The sequence below is a fragment of the Marinobacter sp. 1_MG-2023 genome (assembly GCF_030549045.1).
Classification (GTDB): domain Bacteria; phylum Pseudomonadota; class Gammaproteobacteria; order Pseudomonadales; family Oleiphilaceae; genus Marinobacter.
The window spans coordinates 88,256-106,321 of the sequence record NZ_JAUOST010000002.1 but is presented as its reverse complement, the minus strand read 5'-3'; the positions used below and the strand labels follow the sequence as shown (position 1 = coordinate 106,321).

The 18,066-nt window shown below is 53.4% G+C and carries 19 protein-coding genes; 13 read left to right on the top strand and 6 right to left on the bottom strand.

Features of this window, described 5'->3' with window-relative positions; translation table 11 throughout:
- Positions 1–7 precede the first annotated feature (7 nt).
- The 5 genes from Q4606_RS06740 to Q4606_RS06720 all read left to right on the top strand — a co-directional run bounded on the left by Q4606_RS06740 (position 8) and on the right by Q4606_RS06720 (position 3,218).
- Positions 8–313, top strand: coding sequence for a hypothetical protein (locus Q4606_RS06740; RefSeq protein ID WP_303593272.1), 306 nt, complete (start codon positions 8–10; stop codon positions 311–313).
- A gap of 138 nt (positions 314–451) precedes the next feature.
- On the top strand, positions 452–1,183 hold the full coding sequence (locus Q4606_RS06735; RefSeq protein WP_303593270.1) for a MotA/TolQ/ExbB proton channel family protein: 732 nt from the start codon (positions 452–454) through the stop codon (positions 1,181–1,183).
- 24 nt (positions 1,184–1,207) lie between these two features.
- A complete protein-coding gene (locus Q4606_RS06730) occupies positions 1,208–1,729 on the top strand; it encodes a biopolymer transporter ExbD (protein ID WP_303593268.1) in 522 nt (173 codons plus the stop codon).
- Positions 1,726–2,232, top strand: coding sequence for a biopolymer transporter ExbD (locus Q4606_RS06725; RefSeq protein ID WP_303593266.1), 507 nt, complete (start codon positions 1,726–1,728; stop codon positions 2,230–2,232). The genes Q4606_RS06730 and Q4606_RS06725 overlap by 4 nt, the downstream gene beginning before the upstream one ends.
- Positions 2,229–3,218, top strand: coding sequence for an AgmX/PglI C-terminal domain-containing protein (locus Q4606_RS06720; RefSeq protein ID WP_303607064.1), 990 nt, complete (start codon positions 2,229–2,231; stop codon positions 3,216–3,218). Before Q4606_RS06725 ends, Q4606_RS06720 begins: the two co-directional genes overlap by 4 nt.
- A 70-nt stretch (positions 3,219–3,288) precedes the next feature.
- On the opposite strand, the gene Q4606_RS06715 is transcribed toward Q4606_RS06720, so the two are convergent.
- Positions 3,289–5,088 carry an alpha/beta hydrolase gene (locus Q4606_RS06715; protein WP_303607063.1) on the bottom strand — a complete coding sequence of 600 codons (1,800 nt, stop codon included), beginning with the start codon at positions 5,086–5,088 and terminating at the stop codon, positions 3,289–3,291.
- Between the two features lie 152 nt (positions 5,089–5,240).
- Here Q4606_RS06715 and Q4606_RS06710 point away from each other — a divergent pair, with 152 nt between their 5' ends.
- The 7 genes from Q4606_RS06710 to Q4606_RS06680 all read left to right on the top strand — a co-directional run bounded on the left by Q4606_RS06710 (position 5,241) and on the right by Q4606_RS06680 (position 13,649).
- Positions 5,241–5,561 (top strand): TraR/DksA family transcriptional regulator, encoded by a 321-nt coding sequence (locus Q4606_RS06710; protein ID WP_303593260.1) that lies wholly within the window; start codon positions 5,241–5,243, stop codon positions 5,559–5,561.
- A 51-nt stretch (positions 5,562–5,612) separates the two neighbouring features.
- Positions 5,613–7,367: an amidohydrolase family protein gene (locus tag Q4606_RS06705; RefSeq protein WP_303607062.1), complete on the top strand. Its 1,755-nt coding sequence runs from the start codon at positions 5,613–5,615 to the stop codon at positions 7,365–7,367.
- A gap of 51 nt (positions 7,368–7,418) precedes the next feature.
- Positions 7,419–8,879, top strand: coding sequence for a DASS family sodium-coupled anion symporter (locus tag Q4606_RS06700; RefSeq protein ID WP_303593256.1), 1,461 nt, complete (start codon positions 7,419–7,421; stop codon positions 8,877–8,879).
- A gap of 229 nt (positions 8,880–9,108) precedes the next feature.
- Positions 9,109–9,909 (top strand): C39 family peptidase, encoded by an 801-nt coding sequence (locus Q4606_RS06695; protein ID WP_303607061.1) that lies wholly within the window; start codon positions 9,109–9,111, stop codon positions 9,907–9,909.
- A gap of 60 nt (positions 9,910–9,969) precedes the next feature.
- Positions 9,970–10,980, top strand: coding sequence for a transporter (locus Q4606_RS06690; RefSeq protein ID WP_303607060.1), 1,011 nt, complete (start codon positions 9,970–9,972; stop codon positions 10,978–10,980).
- 39 nt (positions 10,981–11,019) lie between these two features.
- On the top strand, positions 11,020–12,645 hold the full coding sequence (locus tag Q4606_RS06685) for an OmpP1/FadL family transporter (RefSeq protein ID WP_303607059.1): 1,626 nt from the start codon (positions 11,020–11,022) through the stop codon (positions 12,643–12,645).
- Positions 12,646–12,680: 35 nt separating this feature from the next.
- Entirely contained in the window at positions 12,681–13,649 is a 969-nt protein-coding gene (locus Q4606_RS06680; RefSeq protein ID WP_303607058.1) for a MalM family protein, read from the top strand.
- A gap of 5 nt (positions 13,650–13,654) precedes the next feature.
- Here Q4606_RS06680 and Q4606_RS06675 read toward each other — a convergent pair whose 3' ends face one another.
- From Q4606_RS06675 to Q4606_RS06665, 3 genes are read right to left on the bottom strand one after another with little or no spacing between them, the layout of a single operon-like run.
- Positions 13,655–14,686, bottom strand: a complete 1,032-nt coding sequence (locus tag Q4606_RS06675) for a polysaccharide deacetylase family protein (RefSeq protein WP_368502308.1) — start codon at positions 14,684–14,686, stop codon at positions 13,655–13,657.
- Positions 14,683–15,360 (bottom strand): DNA-J related domain-containing protein, encoded by a 678-nt coding sequence (locus Q4606_RS06670; protein WP_303607057.1) that lies wholly within the window; start codon positions 15,358–15,360, stop codon positions 14,683–14,685. The genes Q4606_RS06675 and Q4606_RS06670 overlap by 4 nt, the downstream gene beginning before the upstream one ends.
- A gap of 45 nt (positions 15,361–15,405) precedes the next feature.
- Entirely contained in the window at positions 15,406–16,062 is a 657-nt protein-coding gene (locus Q4606_RS06665; RefSeq protein ID WP_303607056.1) for a TetR/AcrR family transcriptional regulator, read from the bottom strand.
- Between the two features lie 78 nt (positions 16,063–16,140).
- On the opposite strand from Q4606_RS06665, the gene ttcA reads away from it, so the two are divergent.
- A complete protein-coding gene (gene ttcA, locus Q4606_RS06660; protein WP_303594309.1) occupies positions 16,141–17,061 on the top strand; it encodes a tRNA 2-thiocytidine(32) synthetase TtcA in 921 nt (306 codons plus the stop codon).
- Between the two features lie 46 nt (positions 17,062–17,107).
- Here the strand turns inward: ttcA and Q4606_RS06655 are convergent, their stop codons facing one another.
- On the bottom strand, positions 17,108–17,797 hold the full coding sequence (locus tag Q4606_RS06655) for a sulfite exporter TauE/SafE family protein (RefSeq protein ID WP_303593242.1): 690 nt from the start codon (positions 17,795–17,797) through the stop codon (positions 17,108–17,110).
- A complete protein-coding gene (gene ccoS / locus Q4606_RS06650; RefSeq protein WP_368496880.1) occupies positions 17,794–18,051 on the bottom strand; it encodes a cbb3-type cytochrome oxidase assembly protein CcoS in 258 nt (85 codons plus the stop codon). Before ccoS ends, Q4606_RS06655 begins: the two co-directional genes overlap by 4 nt.
- Positions 18,052–18,066 lie beyond the last annotated feature (15 nt).

Genomic DNA, 18,066 nt, shown 5'->3' with positions numbered 1-18,066 from the left:
GCCGATCATGAGACAACTGGGTAAGTCAGTTCTGCTGGCTCTTGCTTCATGGGTTGCTCTGCCGGCAGCTCAAGCCCAGGAGACAGGGATAGTTACCATCGAGGGCACCCGCATTCGGGGCGACCAGGAGGTACCTACGGTGATGTACATAGTGCCCTGGCAACCACCGGAGGTTGATGAACTCCGGGCGCCAGACGAGCAATTGATGGTTGAACAAGCTTTCTCACCTCTGGAGCGCTACGAATTTCAAAGACTTGTCCGCTACCATGAGGCGTTCAGTAGCGAACCGGTTGAAGTGAAACAGGGTAATTAGTGAGACGTATGTCACAGTGTTTCTGTGCCCGAGTGCAAACTACAACAAACCGCAACAAAGACTTCCGCAAACTTAACCCCTTTGGGGTAGAGCAGCGCTTAGACTGACTCAAAACCCGGACCATGGAGTGCCTAGAAAATGATCGATACCGCCGTTCGCTTCTTTCAGGAAGGTGGCTTTTTTATGTTTCCGATTGCCGTTGTGCTGATTATCGGACTCATTGTAGCCATTGAGCGATATGTATACTTGTCTGCCCAGAAGATCACGAATCGCAGAGACTTCAATCGCCTTCATCAGATGATTGCAAAGCGAGATTTCAAAGGTGCACTCAATTACGCCCAGGAATCTGGCACTGCCATGTCAACAATGATCGGTTTTGGCTTGCAGCGACTGGCTCGCCGACAGGGACGTGAAGACATCGAGTACGCCATGGAAGAGGGTCTGCTTGATGTTATGCCTCGCATCGAAAAGCGGACCCAGTACCTCGCAACACTAGCGAACATTGCAACACTTTTGGGTCTTCTGGGTACGATCATCGGCCTGATTGCAGCATTCACCGCTGTTGCAGCTGCAGACCCTGCGCAAAAGGCCAGCCTGCTCTCCCAGAGTATTTCAGTGGCCATGAACACCACTGCATTCGGTCTTATGTCGGCTATTCCTATGCTGTTGATTCATTCAGTCCTGCAAACCAAAACCAATGAAATTGTCGACAGCTTTGAAATGGCGGGCATTAAAGTGCTCAACCTGCTCAGCGATGGTTCTGGCACGCGTCCTGGTTCTGCATCAGCAGGGCAGGCTACATCACCCAGTGCTTCGTCTGCAGCGCCGTCCGGCGCTCTCGCAGGCGCTACCGCCCGTACTCCGGCCTGATAATCAGTTGAAGGATTTCAGGCTATGAGACGGAAGCATCGTCGATTACAGAGTGAGCCGGATCTCGATATCACGCCCTTCATGAACCTTATGATTGTGCTGGTGCCGGTGCTGCTTTTGAATATGGTGTTTGCTCACACCAGCGTTCTGGAGCTCAACTTCCCAACGGGTGAAAGCCTTACCCCGGATCAGGCTGAAGAACTGCAGATACAGGTGGTTATCCATTCGGACCGACTGGTGGTCGCTGATAACCAGGGTGGGGTCATCAAGGCCATTGCCCAGAACGATGGCGAGTATGACTTCGTTGCGCTCAAAGACGTTATGAAAGAGATAAAAAGCCGAGTTCCTGATAAGAAAGATATTATTATTATGCCCTCTCAGGAAACGTCATATCAGGCGCTGGTTTCCGTAATGGATACGGTTCGCTCCTATGATGCGGTAGTCGCCGGTAACCTGGTTGAGGCGGAACTGTTCCCTGAAATCTCACTGGGCGATGCGCCGACAGTAGAGGCTGGAGAGGCGCTGAAAGAAGGGGGGCAGTCATGAAAGAATCTGCAAAAGCCCGCCGCCTGAAGCGCCACCACAGACGAAACAAGAATCAGAGCAAGATGAACCTGGTGTCACTGATGGACATCTTTACGATTCTTGTGTTCTTCCTGATGGTAAATTCTTCATCTGACGTGCAGGTGCTCAACCAGAACAGCTCCATCAAGTTACCAGACTCGTCAGCGGTGCAACCGCCCGGCGATGTGCTCGCGCTGACCGTAACCGACCAGGATATTCTGGTAAACGGGCGAGTGGTCATCAAACGCGATGTATTGCAAGCACTGGATGGTCAGGTTGAGCCAGGTTTGAAACAGGAACTGGACTATCAAGCCAGCCGTTCAGGCCAGCCAGAGCCCGAGGCAGGGCGGGCGATTACCATTCTGGCAGACCGTGAACTTCCCTACGATTTGCTCAAGAAAATTATGTCTACCTGTGTGGACGCTGGATACGCAAGTATATCTCTGGCGGTGAACCAGCGTGCAAAAGAGGGGGCCGGAGCATGACGGATTACCGGTATGGATTACCCTGGAGTCACGAGCGGGGCGAGCGCAGGCGCTTGCTATCCGTGGCGCTGGTTGTCGCGCCGCTGTTCGTGATCTTTGCAGGTTACATCACTTGGATCGATTTGCCCGAGAGGGACCGGCAGGAGCGCGAGGCTTTGCCTCCGCAGCTGGCCAAGCTGGTTATTGAAAAAAAAGAACCGCCTAAACCGGTTGTGCCCGAGCCAGAACCAGAGCCTGAGAAAAAAACCGAAGAGAAACCGGTTGAACAGCCCAAGCCTGAACCGGAACCAGAGCCGAAGCCCGCACCAAAGCCGAAACCTGAGCCACCGAAACCCGAGGTGAAGGAAAAGCCCAAACCCGAAGCCGTCGCCCAGGCTCGTGAAAAAGCCAAGAGCACGGGAATTCTTGCGATGGGCAATGAACTGTCCAAGCTTAGCGAGTTGGCCAGTTCGGTGAAGCTTGACGCGCCGGTTACGCGCACAGCTAAATCCATTACCCGGAAATCAACAGCGGACACGCTGGCAGCCCGCGCCACCACAAATGAGCGCAGTGCTGGTGTGAGTGACGCAACACTTGAGCGTGAGAGCCGTCAGGTCGTTCTGGAAGAGCGCGAAAGAACGGAAGTTGCAGAAACTGAGCGTGTTGCGGAGGTCAAAGAGGCCGTCCGCCGCGAGAAGCAGGAAACCGCTTCCCGAACACGCAGCAAAGAAGAGTTGCGACGTACAATGGATGCCAATAAATCGGCTATCTACAGCATTTACAACCGGGAGCTTCGTCGCAAGCCATCGCTTCAGGGCAGTATTACGCCTGAGCTGGTAATCGAATCCAGTGGTGCCGTGTCGCAGTGTTCTGTGGTTGAGTCAACGTTGGGTGAGCCTGGCCTGGAGAACAAGATCTGTAATCGTCTGCGGCTTGTAGACTTTGGTGCCCGGCCAGGGGTCGACCAGACGACGATTCGTTACCCGATTGAACTGCTGTCTGGCTGATAATTACTGTCCGGCGAACGGCCTGAGATTAAGCCGTTGGTGCCGGACAGCATTTGTTTTCGTCTGAAGCTTATTTGGCGGCTTCTGCCGCCGTTACCCGAACATAGCTCCCCGGAGCGTCCTCCAGCACGGCAAGCTTGCCGTCCCCGGGTATTCTGGCGGCAACCTGTTCACCTGCGTGTTGCTGAATCCACTCCAGCCAGTGTGGCCACCAGGATCCAGCGTGCTCATCCGCATTTTCGAGCCACTCATCGGCATCCGGCGTCATGGAGTCATTTGTCCAGTAGCCGTATTTTTCTTTGTACGGAGGGTTTATGACGCCTGCAATATGCCCGGAGCCAGACAGTACGAAATGCACATCCCCTCCATGAACCAGTGCACCCTTGTAGGTGGACTTCCACTTGGCAATATGATCCTGACGCGCTGAAAGAAAGAACGACGGGACTTCTATCTCCGCGAGGTTAATGCTTTCGCCAGCAAAGCTGAGAGAGTCGGGCTCTACCAGGCGGTTATTGAGATACATCTCCCGCAGGTAAAAACTGTGCATTTTTGCGGGCAGGTTGGTGCCATCGGTATTCCAGTACAACAGGTCAAACGCTGCAGGTTTCTTTCCCTTGAGATAGCTGTTTGTCCAGAACGACCAGAACAGCTCGTTTTCCCGTAACAGGTTGAAGGTAAAGGCCATGGCACGGCCGTCGAGGTAGCCCTTTTTGTCCAGCATCCGTTCTATGCCACGGATTGAGTGCTCGTTGATAAACACGCCAATGCCACCCGGATCGGAGAAGTCCAGCAGGCTGGTCAGGTAAGTAGCACTGACAACAGGGTCTTTCCCTTTCTTCTTCAACCAGGCCAGGGTGGAGCCCAAAAGAGTGCCCCCGATGCAGTATCCCAGGAGGTTCATCCGTTCTTCGCCGGTAGCGGCTGTGACAGCATCCATGGCTGCCAGCGGGCCTTCCAGCATGTAGTCGTCCCAGCCTTTGTCTCTAAACTCAGGCCCGGGATTGCGCCAGGATATGATGAAGACTGTCTGCCCCTGATCCACAAGCCATTGAACAAAGGATTTCTTGGTGGTCAGGTCAAGAATGTAATACTTGTTGATCCAGGGCGGCACGATAAGTAAGGGTCGCTTGCTGACGGTTTCCGTGGTTGGCGTATACTGGATGAGCTGTATCAAATCGTTCTGGAAGACTACTTTGCCAGGCGTGGTTGCCAGATTTTCGCCAACCTCGAATGCAGATCGATCGGTCATGCCGACGTTGAAAAGTTTCGGGTTCTGGCGGAAATCATCGATGAACTGTCGCCCGCCATCAACCAGATTCATACCCTTGCGCTCCCAGGTTATTTTCAGAGCTTCTGGGTTTGTTGCCAGGAAGTTGGAGGGTGCCAGCGCGCTCGTGAGTTGGCGAGCGTAGAAAAGCATCTGTTCCTTGCCTGCAGGCGGAACGCCTTGCATGTTCTCTACCCAATCCAGAAAAGCGCGGGAGTTAATCAGGTAGGCCTGGTGCAATACATCGAACGGCAGGTGTTTGTGCCATTCTTCCGCGTTAAAACGCCGGTCATCGATATCTGGTGGTGCAACCGGGTCTTTCTCAACCCCGGTCAGCCGGGAGAAAGTGTAAGAGCCTAGATCCGCGTGTTTACGGGCCAGGTCCAGCTCTGCTCCCACAAAGCGCCACGGGTTCAGCAGAAGGTCTTTTGCCATGGTGCGATAGGCATCTGACATTTCTGACATGGTAGAGATTTTCGCGTGATCCATAACGCCGGTATCTCCAACCAACTTTTCGAGGTATTGCTGCCCGTCGCGCACCTTTGTTTCAAATGTACTGACTAACCGATTAGCGGTTTTTCCCAGCTTGTTCAGACCCAGCATTTGCAGCTCCTTTGTTCTGATTGCGGGTAAAGTACTATTCTCTCCTGAGTACATTGCCATAATTGTGACGAACATCAATCTCGCGAAGGGCTTAGGCGCTAATGTTGTCTATATGGAGTCCGCGACAGGTCTGAAACACCAGGAGATGTGAAATGAGTAATCGCAAAGCAGAGCTTGAAACCCTGAGAGCCGATCTTACTGCTCGGCTGGAACGCTATGAAGCCCATCAGCAGCGCAAAGAAGGCGCTTTGGACAAGGATTCCGAGGAACGTGCTCAGCAGACACAGAACGATGAAGTCGTTGATTCGCTTGAAGAAGAGACCCGGGCCGAACTGAGTCAGATAAAAACAGCACTCGAACGAATTGAGCATGGCGTGGGTGACGAGTGTGAAGTCTGTGGTGAAACTATTGATCCTCGACGGCTTCAGGTACTGCCTTACACCACCGTTTGCGTTGCATGTGCAGAAGGTTAGACTGATTTTCAGAATTAAAAATCAATAAAAATAAAAAAGGAGTCAAACACTGTGAGCCAGTATGACACGCTGATTATCGGAGGGCGTTATTTCGATGGTACGGGTGCCGCCTCGCGTATTGCTCATGTTGCGGTTCTTGATGGCAGGGTGGCTCGGGTATTTGAAGAGGAGCCGGACCCTGCCCTGGCGAGCAGGGTTATTGATGCAAGTGGCTGTTGGGTAACGCCGGGATTCCTGGATACCCACACACACTATGATGCCGAATTACTGGTTTCTCCTGCGCTTTCGGAGTCGGTGCGGCATGGTGTAACAACGGTGCTGATAGGCAGCTGCTCTCTCAGTATGGTGTGTTCGGCGGCGGAAGATGCCTCAGACATTTTTACCCGGGTCGAAACAGTGCCGCGGGAAAAAGTGTTGCCGATTCTGCAGGCGCACAAGAGCTGGAGCACGCCAAAGCAATGGGTCGATTTTATCCGGAATCACCCTCTGGGGCCCAATGTAATCAGTTTTCTCGGTCACAGCGACCTTCGAACAGCAGTGATGGGGTTGCACCGGGCAACAGATAGGGAAGTAAAACCGAGCCCACAGGAACAGCAGCGGATGGAAGACCTGCTGGAAGAGGCGTTGCAGGAAGGTTTTCTGGGCTTATCGACCATGTGCCTGAAATGGGACAAGGTAGATGGTGACAGGGAATGGTCCAAGAGCTTGCCCAGCACCTATGCCCGCTGGAACGAAGTCAGCCGGCTTAATCGTCTGCTGCGCCGGTATGACCGTGTGCATCAGGGTGCGCCTAATGCCGCTAACCCCTTACAGGTGACACAGTATCTTCGGGAAACCCTGGGCTGGTTGCGCAAACCGCTGAAAACAACCCTCATTGCGATGATTGATCTTAAGGGCAACCCAACGGTCAGACCCATGGCCAGCCTGGTGAGCCGGATCGCAAACAGCTTTGGTGGAAATTTTCGTTGGCAGCTTTTACCTACCCCTTTCAAGGTCTATGCCGATGGCATGGACATAGTGTTGTTTGAGGAGTTCGGTGCTGGCGAGATGGCGCTGGATCTTCGAGACCAACTTGAACGAAATGAACTGCTCAAAGACGAAGCGTATCGCCGAAAATTCCGTAAGTTCTATCGGGAAAAACTCTCGCCGCGAGTCTGGCAGCGGGATTTTGGTGATGCCGTTATTCTCGATTGCCCGGACCATAGTGTGGTTGGCCAGAATTTCGCTGAGTTGGCGTTGGAGCGCGGTATCCACGTGGTGGATTTCTTCCTCGATATGGTTGTGACCCACGGGCGTGCACTGCGCTGGTATACCGTAGTAGGGAATCATCGTAAGGATCGGCTAAGTAAAATGGTTGCCCAGCCTGATGCTCTGATCACGTTTTCGGATGCAGGGGCACACATCCGTAATATGGCGTTTTACAACCTGCCTTTAAGGTTTCTCAAGCTGGTTCTCGAAAGCGTGGAAGAGGGCGAGCCCGTGATGTCTCTTGAACGGGCGGTGCATCGCCTGACAGGCGAGCAGGCGGACTGGTTCGGAATAGAAGCAGGTCGTATCCGGGAGGGTGACCGCGCAGATATTACCGTGCTGGATCCAAAAGGTCTCGACCAGAACCTGGAGGACGTCGAATGGGCAGAAATGGAAAATTTTGACCTCGACCGAATGGTCAATCGGGTGCCTGGCTGTGTAAAGCACGTATTGATCAACGGTCGGCTTGCGGTGACGGAGGGGGCTCTTGGCTCTGAGCTTGGCAAGAGTTCCGGTTTTGGCCGGTTTCTGCCTGCGGGATATCGCTCTGGCGATTGAGTTCAGGCATTATTCGGCTCCGAATGTTCCGAAGAGGAGTGGAGTGTTTGCATGACTGAACAACAGATGAAGGAAGAGGCGGGAGGTTACCCCAGAAGTCGGTTTATCGGCCTGGTTCTCGGCGCCGGATTTCTTCTGATGACGGTAATTCTACCGCCACCAGAATCCATGTCGGTGGAGGCCTGGTCGGCAATGGGTCTGATGCTACTGATGGCAACCTGGTGGTCAACCGAAGCTATCCCGATTCCCGCAACCGCTCTGCTGCCTATTGTGCTTGTGCCGGGGCTTGGCCTCGGAAGTATCTCTGAGGCAACCTCTCCCTATGCGCACCCAATTATCTTTCTGTTCCTGGGTGGTTTCACTCTGGGTCTTGCGATGCAACGTTGGAATCTCCATCGTCGTATTGCCCTGATGACGCTGAAGGCCGTTGGCAACGAGCCAAAGCGCCAGATTGCAGGTTTCATGCTGGCGACAGCGTTTCTGAGCATGTGGGTCAGCAATACCGCGACTGCGATCATGATGCTGCCTATTGGTTTGTCGGTTATTGGCATGATGGGTAATGGCGAGCCGGAGAACGTACAGCGTTATGCTACGGCACTGCTATTGTCCATCGCATACTCCGCCAGTATTGGGGGTATTGCTACGCTGATAGGGACGCCTCCCAATGCGCTACTGGCAGCTTATCTCAATGAGACTCAGGGAATTTCAGTCGGATTTGCCCAGTGGATGCTTCTCGGCGTACCAGTTGCAATCGTGATGCTGGGTATCGTCTGGTGGTGGCTGACCCGCACGGATTTTGGTCTGACGGCGCAGCAAGGTGCCGGCTCGGCTATTAATGATGAGCTCACGGCAATGGGCCAAATGAGCCGCGGTGAGAAACTGGTTGCGGTCGTGTTTTTACTGACAGCCAGTGCCTGGATTTTCCGGCCCTTACTGTCGGCCAGCGTCGCGCCCTGGTTGACGGATACGGGGATCGCGGTATCGGCGGCCATTGCCATGTTCATCATTCCGGTCAATGTGCGCCAGCAGAGTTTTGTACTTGATTGGGAAACGGCCAAAGGCATTCCCTGGGATGTTCTTTTGCTTTTCGGTGGCGGTTTGGCCATGGCGGGTGTTATCAGTAGCTCCGGTTTGGCAGACTGGATTGCCTCGAGCATGGGTGCTGCAAGCGCATTACCTGTGATCGTCATGGTCATGCTGGTTGTTACGGTGATTATTTTCCTCACGGAGGTAACCAGCAACACGGCTACAGCCGCAGCTTTTCTACCATTACTCGGGGCGCTTGCACTGTCGCAGGACGGCTCGCCGTTGCTCCTGACGGTCTCTGCTGCCATTGCTGCCAGTTGTGCCTTTATGATGCCGGTTGCGACACCGCCCAATGCGATTGTGTTCTCCAGTGGGCACATGAAGATCCGCGATATGATCCGGGCAGGGTTTGCGCTGAACATAGCCGGCATCGTGGTGGTGACTCTGCTGTGCTACCTGCTTATGGACATGATTTTTACTATCTGACAGTCGGGCAGGCGCGAGATGCCTTGCGCCTGCTCTCCCGAACTTTTACCACCTGCGTCACCCCAAGCCCCGTTTCACCTGCCTTCCATAGATACGAAGGGCAGCGCGCAGCTGCACCGCCAGATTTGAGGCACAGTTATCTTTAAGCCCCCTGCTATTTCGGTATCTTACCGTAACAATATGTAACCCGATAAAGTCGCATTTAATAAAAACAGGGATTTCGTCCGACATGCTGCTGGTGCTCGCTGGATCCGTTCTTACATTTGCCATGGTGCAGGAAGCTACTGTGGTAGAGCCCTACGAAAGGGGGGCCGTTGTTATTGAGCAGCAAGTCGATTCCAGTCCTGCAAAGCTGAGTACCGATTTTCGTATTGAGCCGCTGGTGGAGCAGAAATTTCGCAATATTGTGCGTCAGGCGTATGACTACAGCTGCGGTAGCGCTGCGCTGACAACCGTTCTGAATTTCTATCTCGGCCGCACGCTCTCGGAGCGTCAAGTGATGGAAGGTCTGCTGCATTATGGGGAAAGTGAGCGCATCGTTTCGCGCCGGGCTTTTTCCATGCTTGATATGAAGCGCCTTGTCACCGCACTGGGTTATCCATCGGGTGGTTTCCGCGCGACAATCGACGACCTGATTGACCTGGACCACCCCGCAATCGTCCCTATCCAGCATGCAGGCTTTAAACACTTTGTTGTGCTCAGAACCATACGGGACGGCCGTGTATACCTGGCAGATCCTGCGGTTGGAAATCTGTCTTTCACGCTCGCCCAGTTCGAAGAAACGTGGGATGACAATGTGCTTTTTATTGTTTTCCCGGGCAGTGATAAACCCCTGGATAACCTCGAACTAAAAGAAGAAGACCTGCGTTTTATAGACGATCAGACGATGACGCTGCTGGCACTGGAGCGCATACCGGACTTCCACGAGGCCACGGCCCGGCGCGTTCAGAATTTGCTTGAGCGCCAGAAGAACAACCCCGACGGCAGTGTCGAAAATACCCGAAAACAATTGCACTACCGTCGCAATTAGCGATTTCCAGGCGGCTTGCCTGGTTCAGGATCATAACCAATAAAAATTAAGGGAGTCAGGATGAATCGTTGGTTTGTGCGAGGTCTTATCCTTGTTTCCGCGACAGGTTTGCTTCCGGGCATGGCCCTGGCGCAGGACGGAAATGTAGATCAGGCGAGGGACGCACTCGCTAAACAGGAGGGAGATAAAGACTCGTCGCGCCAGCTTGAGGAAGTTTTTCAGGCGGCCGAAAAGAACTATTCGCTTCAGAAAAAGGGCACTCACTCCCTCAACTATTCGTTTGATTACTCCTATACGGCAGATCAGAGACTGGATCTTGCCATCACCGACGGCTCCGTACGCAACCTTGATGTGGTGCCCTCGGCAACCCATAACTTTACCAATTCATTCTCGTACGATTATGGCTTTCTGGATAACCTCACAGTTGGCGCCAGGATTCCCCTGGTCGTTAAGTACGATACTGAAGACGAACTGAATTTGTACGATTTTGGTGACATCTCCTTTACCGGACGTTGGCAGCCGTTTGCCTATGTGCCGGGCAAGATGTCGACGACCCTGTTCGGGACGTTTACCACCAAGACCGGTGTAAGTCCCTACGAAATAGATATCACCGAACAGCTTTCAAGCGGCAGTGGGTATTACTCTCTTGGCGCTGGGTTGAGCCTGTCAAAGGTGCTTGATCCTGTCGTTGTATTCGGTTCCTTGAGCGCAACCTACAACCTGCCAGCGGAGGACCTGCAGCAGGTTCGCGGTGCGCGCCTGCTGCAAGAGGTTGAGCCAGGATTTGGCATTTCGGGCTCTGCCGGATTCGCCTATTCACTTTCCTACGACATATCCCTGAGTATTTCAGCGCAGCTGAGCTATAGCGATGAAACTATCCTGACCTTCTCCAATGGCGAACGGGCCATGGCGCAGGACCAGATGACCGGTTTCCTGAGCATGTCACTGGGAACCCGGGTCAGTGATACCACTATCGTGAACACCAGTCTTGGTATCGGCCTGACTGAGGACGCTCCGGACTTCTCCCTGGGTGTGTCCCTGCCCATTAATTTCTCCGGCCTCAAAGAGTGATTGGCGCCGCTGACGATTTAACGGGAAGGGAAAGATTTCATGGGACATAACAGCTACCAGCGGCAGCTTCTTGTGGCAATGGTCGCAACGACACTTTCATATGGAGCACAGGCTCAGCTCGCACAAAACCTGACCATTCATCCGAAGGCATTGGCTTTGGGTAATGCGGTCACGGCAGATCCACCCGGAATCATGGCGATTCACTACAACCCGGCGGGCCTGACAAAGCTTGAAGGTCGTCAGTTCGAAGTGAATCTTATGAGCATCTATCTGGATATTGATGCCGATTTCACGGCTCCGGATGGGTATGAGATATTTGGTATTGATGGTCTGGAAATCGATCCGGATACAGGCGAGCAGAGGGATCCTGTTGCCAACTCCCACAGCCATACCAACAATGTTGCGCTTTATGTTCCCGGGTTCGGGATTCTTCGCACCCCTCCGGGCCCGGCGATAGCACCTTCGGGTGGGTTCACGATCAATCCTCCGGGTTCAAAGCTGACCTTCGGTACCGCTTTTTATATGCCGCTCGCTGCGGGTTTCTACCGCGATACAGATGATCCAGGCCGCTACCAGCCCCAGGCAACGGCCTTGCAACGTACTACGTACCTGTCGCCAACGGTTGGCTACAAGATCAATGACGAGTGGTCAGTGGGCGCCGGAATCCATTTGTCCCATATGGGTATTGCCGCGGATCAATATATGCGGGCGCCTAATATGTTGCTGGGCGTGGCAGAAATTCTTCAGGATGCGTTCAACTGTGAAAGCGGCGACGAGCCACTGCAGCCATGGTTGGCGCTTTGCGGCGGTAACGTTGGCCCCTGGGACGACATCGGCGCCTTGAGTATCAACGTTCAGGAAACACTTTCGCCCACCTATACGCTTGGCGTGATGTGGGATCCGGTAGACTGGTTTTCCTGGGGGGCAAGCTATACCTCCGAAGCCGAAATGAATATGAAGGGCACTTTCGAAATCGAGTATACCGATGACTGGTCCGGGTTCTGGCAGAGTGTTAACGGATCGGTTCTGGGTGCGATTACGTCGGCCATTCTCAGTCTGCCTTCCGGCGCCCCTCGGGAAGCCGGTAATGTCAGTATGGATCTGGTCTATCCCCAGCATTTCCAGACCGGTATCAGCGTGGATGTACACCCCAAACTAACTCTTAACGCCGATATTGGGTGGACAGATTACGCGCAGTGGGATGCGTTTCTGTTTCGCTTTGACCGGAACCTGGAATTCCTTAATGCTGCACGCATTCTGTCTCCGGACAACGCCACGCCTAACACCCTCAAGCTGCCCCTCGGGTTCAAAAGCCAGTGGAACTGGGCTTTTGGTATGGAGTTTCATGCTTCATCCCGGCTTGACCTGAGAGCAGGTGTTGAGATCCGTGATTCGGTGATACCGGATGATCAGCGCTCGGTGATGGCACCGTTTGGCGGCGCCAACCTCTATAGTGTTGGTATGGGGTACCAGTGGGATAAAAATACTGAAATTGATATGAACCTCAGCTATTTACACTCTGTTGAGAGTATTCCGGCAGATACCAGTTGCAACCTCAACTGCGATAACATTACTAATATTATCTATAACCCCTACGCCGGGCTGGATGTTAAAACTTCATTGCGAGTTGTCATGGCCGGTTTAAGTTTCAGAAAGAAATTCTGAGGACACTCTGTGTTGCTTTCAAAAAGGGCGTCTGAGTGAACGCATACAAGGTACGGAGAGCTGTTATCTGCGCCGCTTTCGGGGCTTTATTGGCAGGTTGTCAGGTTGGTGGCTCTACGGTGTCAGACCGAGAAGGCTATTTTACCTGGGTAGATGAACAAGGTCGCGTACGTTACTCGCCCAAGGGCGAACCTGAGCGGAGCCCAGACAGTACCGAATTTACGTCTGCGAATTACCCTGATGCGGAAGAACTGAGGCGCAAAGGATATGTGCGGGAAGAAGATGGCCAGCCCTATTTCACCTGGCGTGATTCCGAGGGTAACGTCAGAACCACATACTATCGACCGGAAACCCCGAAAGACGACAAACAGGAGGGTGATGAGACTCCCGCCGGGAATACTCCCGCAACGGTCTACCGCGCCGGCGACATGCATTTGGCGATTGAGACCGTAGATGGTCGCGACCCCGATGCCTTTGCGATTCTGGGAATCGAAGAGAGTAGTAAAGGTTACCTTGAGCATTTTTCCGACACTTGCTGCCAGGCAATGGATGCGCAAGATCACGAATCATGGCAGGAAGGGCGTGAATTCGGTATCCGCCTGACCGACGACTCTCCTGTTCATCAGTTTCTTACCGGAGCAAGCCCCTATCAACTGATTGCTCTGCCACGCGGAGATAAATTCAAAGCCCGGATTTTGCGCTTGCGTTCGTACGCTTCCAAAGGCGTTTTTGTGCCTTCGGTAGTTTTTCTGGACAGCGAACTCAACCCTGTTCGTTTGGTGACGGATCTGGTGTCGGATTTTGAGCCCGAAAACTGGCATCGCCTTGGCTATCTTGAAGCCCGGATTCCCGTTCTGGTATCCAAAGAAGAACGCTGGATGGTGCTCTTTACCCGCCGCCAGGACCTGGAAGGGCAAACAGTTATCGAAACGCGTCATGGCCCCCGCAAAATACCACATATAAACACCGGCGAGTTCGGGCTGATCATGGTGGAGACTGAGTAGTCGATTCAGTCTTCCGGTTGGCTGAGATCCAGCCACTGCTGTGAAAGCCAGTAGAAGCTCCCGTCTTCGGCAGGATGGGTACAGTTATAACGAAACCGCCGGCTGTTGAAGGGTTCCGGAGCCTTGATACTCACTCCCTTATCTGTGGCATCAAATTCTATGCGCCCCATACCTGAGGCAAAACACGTCAGCCTTTCGGGTTGAATTGCGTCTGAAGGTGGCAATGTCAGCGTTGGCGGGTTGGAGGTTATAATGCCATCGGGCAGCTTGTTAGTATCTATAGGAAATGACTTGCTGTTCAACTTCTCTTCGAGTCCGTCAAGTTTTCCGTAAGCGTTAGCCATGGGAAATCTCGGTAGGCGGGTCTTGCCCGATAGCGGGCCGATAGCTCCCGATTGTTGCCCGAACCCGAACCAGCCACGCTCCGCAACCTCCGCCTCCAGTGCTTGATCAAATTCGCCATAAGGGTACGCGAACAGAGGCGCGCTTGTTCCAAGCTGTTTCTCAAGAGTAGCCTGCGCATAATCCAGGCTATGGGTTATCCGTTTTTTCCAGTCTTCTTTCGCTTCATCGGGTTTTCTCGCCAGGTGTCCATGCCCGGCGGTATGGTTTGCAATGGTAACGCCGCCGCGCTCAGCAAGCTCCCGTAACTGATCCCAGGTCATATAGCCGTGGCTACCGACAGCTTGAGTATCAACGAAAATGGTGTAGGGCAGGGAGCTTTCACCAAGGATATCTGCGCCTTCGCTGTAAACCGACTCGTAGGCATCATCGAAGGTAATAGCGATGCGTTGGCCAGCTGGCGGATTTCCGGAGAACACCGTTTCCGTTGCAGAGGGCAGATCGACAACCTCAATACCGAGATCCCTGATCAGTTCAATCTGAGCCTGGAACAGGGATACAGAGGTACTGGTGGATGGCGGTGTGGCATCACTGATGTGATGATACTGGAGAACGACGAGGTCCGCTTTTGTGCAAAAACTCCCCAACATGAGTGACCACAGGGCTACAGGTTTCCAGAGTTTTTGTCGTCTCATGTCTGCTCCATCATCTGACTGAAATGTGTTTTCAGAACGGCAAACGCCTCATTGAGTGTCTGGATTGCCTCCGTTTCTCCACCCCGGTCCGGGTGTGCTTGCATCACGGCGCGTCGAAACGCCTGCTTTGTTGTCGAGAAACTGTCTGGAACTGCTTCGAACCCGAGAGTATTTGCAGCGGCCAGGACTTCCGGGCCTGAGGGGGCTGCGCCTTGGTAGCCAGCCCAGAACCTCTCCATCATCTGCTCAATCGCATTTTTCGGAAGTTCGTACTGAGAAAGATCCAGATAGAAACTCCGCAGGTTATCAACAGCGTCGGGCAGACCGTCGCCGCTGACTGTTTTCTGACAGTCGATACTGATTCGCATGGGGGAGATGGTCAGGCTTTCGCCGGCCTTAGCCAGAGTATCCCTCAGGCGATACAGCACATGAAAGAGTAAAAAGTGTACTGGATAGAGCTCGCTGGGGTTATTGAATTCGAGGTCTCCAACAAGGCACCAGGGCGCACGTTGCAGCCGCTTGATCAGATTGAGTTCGTCTGTGCCATTGGGAGACACGCGGAGTTCATGCTCAACGGCAATCAGCAGGTGCTGGATTTGCTGCTCAAGCATTTCGCCAGACTCGATTAACGGGGTCTGACGGGAGCGCTCAGGGGACGCCGGAGTGTTCTTCACGCTCCCGGCTCGACCGTAATACTGAAAGTAAACATGGCTCTAATGTTAGGGCAGTGGCCGCTCACAGGGAAGAGCTGCTAGCCGCTCCAGTCCACCGATAAACAGCGTTGTTGAAAAACAGGTTGCCATGGCAACCTCTTCGTCGCCCCGTTCCGGATGATCATGAACCCGCCCTGCAAGCACCAGGCTGGCTTCATAGGCGACTCCAAAGAATGCAGTACAGAGGTAATCCTGGTCTACGTCGGGCAGAACTTTTCTTTCCACAGCATCCCGTACATCATCTTCGAGAGAAATCATGATCAGTCGGAGGATACCGGAGCCAAACAGCTCGTTCAGTGCACGGTCATTGCGGTGAGCCAGTTCATAAACCAGGGGGTCCCGTGCGGTTGCGCTATAGAGGGCCAAATATGAGCGATGAATAAATTCTTCTGCGGTATTAGCTGTGCGGCGGGATTGAATCAGGTGCTCATTCAGACCACCCAGAAAGTCAGCCAGTAACGCGGCAAAGATATCCCGCTTGCTTCGGAAGTAATTGTAAAAGGTGCCAGAGGCCAGATCTGTCTTTCTGATAAGATCGCGGATAGTGGTATTTTCGTACCCGAGCTCTTTAAAACAGACGCGTGCAGCAGACAGAATGGCCTGGCGGTTGCGCAAGCTGTTCTGTTCCCTTTTACCCATAACTTCTTTTTTTGAACTCAACATATCCATTGCTGTGTCCTGTCCATGAAATGCTGTGATGCGTATAATCTGGTGACCATTTTCCCGATGAACACGGTCAATATGCTCGACGCTACAACAGAAAGCTCAAATCAAACCCCTGACGCTGAATACGAACGTTCCCGGAAAGTAGAGCAGAATAAGCTGCAGAAACGACTGCGCCGGGAAGCTGGTCAGGCGATCGCTGACTTTTCGATGATTGAAGCAGGCGATAAGGTAATGTGTTGCCTGTCTGGTGGCAAGGACTCTTATGCCATGCTGGACATCCTGCTCAACCTGAAGAAAAGTGCGCCGGTTTCATTTGAGCTGATTGCAGTCAACCTCGATCAAAAACAACCGGGTTTTCCGGAAGAGATTCTACCGGGTTATCTTGCTGAGCTGGGTATCGAATACCACATCATCGAACGGGATACCTACAGTATAGTCAAGGACAAGGTGCCTGAGGGTAAAACTACCTGTGGACTATGTTCGCGGTTGCGCCGCGGTATTCTTTACAATTTCGCGGAAGAGCAGGGCGTGACCAAGATTGCGCTGGGGCACCACCGCGACGATCTTCTGGAAACTCTGTTTCTCAATATGTTCTACGGCGGCAAGCTTAAAACCATGCCGCCGGTGCTGCATAGTGATGATGGCCGGAATACGGTCATTCGTCCGCTGGCTTATAGTCGTGAGAAAGATATTGCCCGTTACGCTGAGCTGAGGCAGTTTCCTATTATTCCCTGCAATCTCTGTGGTTCTCAGGCAAACCTGCAACGTCAGGTTATCAAGGATATGTTGCAGCAGTGGGATAAACAGCACCCTGGACGGCTTGAAAGCATGTTCGGAGCCTTGCGCAATGTAGAGCCATCACACCTCGCCGATACCAGCCTGTACGACTTCGGTGGCGGCAAACGCCCAGGCTCGTCAGGTGCTACCGTGCAGGCGGCCATGCCGACGCAGGAGCCAGAGCAGAACTTTGGTCGCCTGGATGTTTTAAACATCTGAGAAGAGGGCTGAGAACTCGGTTGCAAGTTGAGCCAGGAGGTCTGGTTTAATGGGCGATTACAGACATTACCGGCAGCGTCCATAGCCCGAAAAGAATCAACATGGCTCCGGTGAATTTACGGAACATCTGATTGCTTTTCAGACCACTGATCCAGCTTGCTGCATAACCGGTCGCCAGCATGGAGGGCAGGGTTCCCAGCCCGAAAAATACCATGGTGAGCGCAGCCGAGCCCACCGTCGGTTGTAGAGCCGCCCAGCCAAGGGTGCTGTATACGAGCCCACAGGGTAACCATCCCCAAAGAGCTCCAAGGGCAAGTGCCTGGCCAGCGTTATTGACTGGAAGGAGGCGGCGGGTAATCGGCGACAACCGCTTCCAGAGCGGAGCTCCGATACGCTCTACATAACGGATACCTTGCCACCATTGCCCCATGGATAGCCCCATGAATATCAGCAGCAAGCCCGCAATTGTGCGCAAGGCGAGGCCCAGTTCGGTCCATTGATTCGCGGCGGATGTGCTTAATAGTGCCACCAATGTTGCAATCAATGCATAGCTTGCGATTCGACCGGAATTGAAGGCCATTAGCAGCAGGGACTGACGCAGGCGAAAACCCTTTCCGACCGGCAAAGCCATGGAAAGAGACGCACTAATGCCCCCGCACATGCCCAGGCAATGGGTGCTGCCTAACAGGCCGATAATGAATGCACTGGGATAGCTAAGATACAGTTCCGGGTTCATGTGCGGCCAGGTTTTTCCCCGGTACTATTTTCCTGTTCCCCGGTTTCTTTTGCACTGGCGTCCTCATCAGGCTGCGCCTCCGCCCGTTCACGCTTATCTGTGCGTGCTTCGTCCGGGATCATGTCTTTGTCGTCGTCATACAAAATGCGGTGCGCCGGCCCCTCAAGGTCATCGTACTGGCCATTTTTGACTGCCCAGGAAAACAATAGCATGCCCATCACCACCAGGATCAGCATCACCGGGACCAGGAACATTACGATTTCCACGGA

Coding starts and splice junctions, on each gene's coding strand:
- Q4606_RS06700 (WP_303593256.1), top strand. CDS start 7,419: ATGACTGAACAACAGATGAAGGAAGAGGCGGGAGGTTACCCCAGAAGT.
- ttcA (WP_303594309.1), top strand. CDS start 16,141: ATGCTCGACGCTACAACAGAAAGCTCAAATCAAACCCCTGACGCTGAA.
- Q4606_RS06685 (WP_303607059.1), top strand. CDS start 11,020: ATGGGACATAACAGCTACCAGCGGCAGCTTCTTGTGGCAATGGTCGCA.
- Q4606_RS06695 (WP_303607061.1), top strand. CDS start 9,109: ATGCTGCTGGTGCTCGCTGGATCCGTTCTTACATTTGCCATGGTGCAG.
- Q4606_RS06710 (WP_303593260.1), top strand. CDS start 5,241: ATGAGTAATCGCAAAGCAGAGCTTGAAACCCTGAGAGCCGATCTTACT.
- ccoS (WP_368496880.1), bottom strand. CDS start 18,051: ATGTTCCTGGTCCCGGTGATGCTGATCCTGGTGGTGATGGGCATGCTA.
- Q4606_RS06725 (WP_303593266.1), top strand. CDS start 1,726: ATGAAAGAATCTGCAAAAGCCCGCCGCCTGAAGCGCCACCACAGACGA.
- Q4606_RS06730 (WP_303593268.1), top strand. CDS start 1,208: ATGAGACGGAAGCATCGTCGATTACAGAGTGAGCCGGATCTCGATATC.
- Q4606_RS06665 (WP_303607056.1), bottom strand. CDS start 16,062: ATGTTGAGTTCAAAAAAAGAAGTTATGGGTAAAAGGGAACAGAACAGC.
- Q4606_RS06740 (WP_303593272.1), top strand. CDS start 8: ATGAGACAACTGGGTAAGTCAGTTCTGCTGGCTCTTGCTTCATGGGTT.
- Q4606_RS06690 (WP_303607060.1), top strand. CDS start 9,970: ATGAATCGTTGGTTTGTGCGAGGTCTTATCCTTGTTTCCGCGACAGGT.
- Q4606_RS06675 (WP_368502308.1), bottom strand. CDS start 14,686: ATGAGACGACAAAAACTCTGGAAACCTGTAGCCCTGTGGTCACTCATG.
- Q4606_RS06715 (WP_303607063.1), bottom strand. CDS start 5,088: ATGCTGGGTCTGAACAAGCTGGGAAAAACCGCTAATCGGTTAGTCAGT.
- Q4606_RS06655 (WP_303593242.1), bottom strand. CDS start 17,797: ATGAACCCGGAACTGTATCTTAGCTATCCCAGTGCATTCATTATCGGC.
- Q4606_RS06735 (WP_303593270.1), top strand. CDS start 452: ATGATCGATACCGCCGTTCGCTTCTTTCAGGAAGGTGGCTTTTTTATG.
- Q4606_RS06720 (WP_303607064.1), top strand. CDS start 2,229: ATGACGGATTACCGGTATGGATTACCCTGGAGTCACGAGCGGGGCGAG.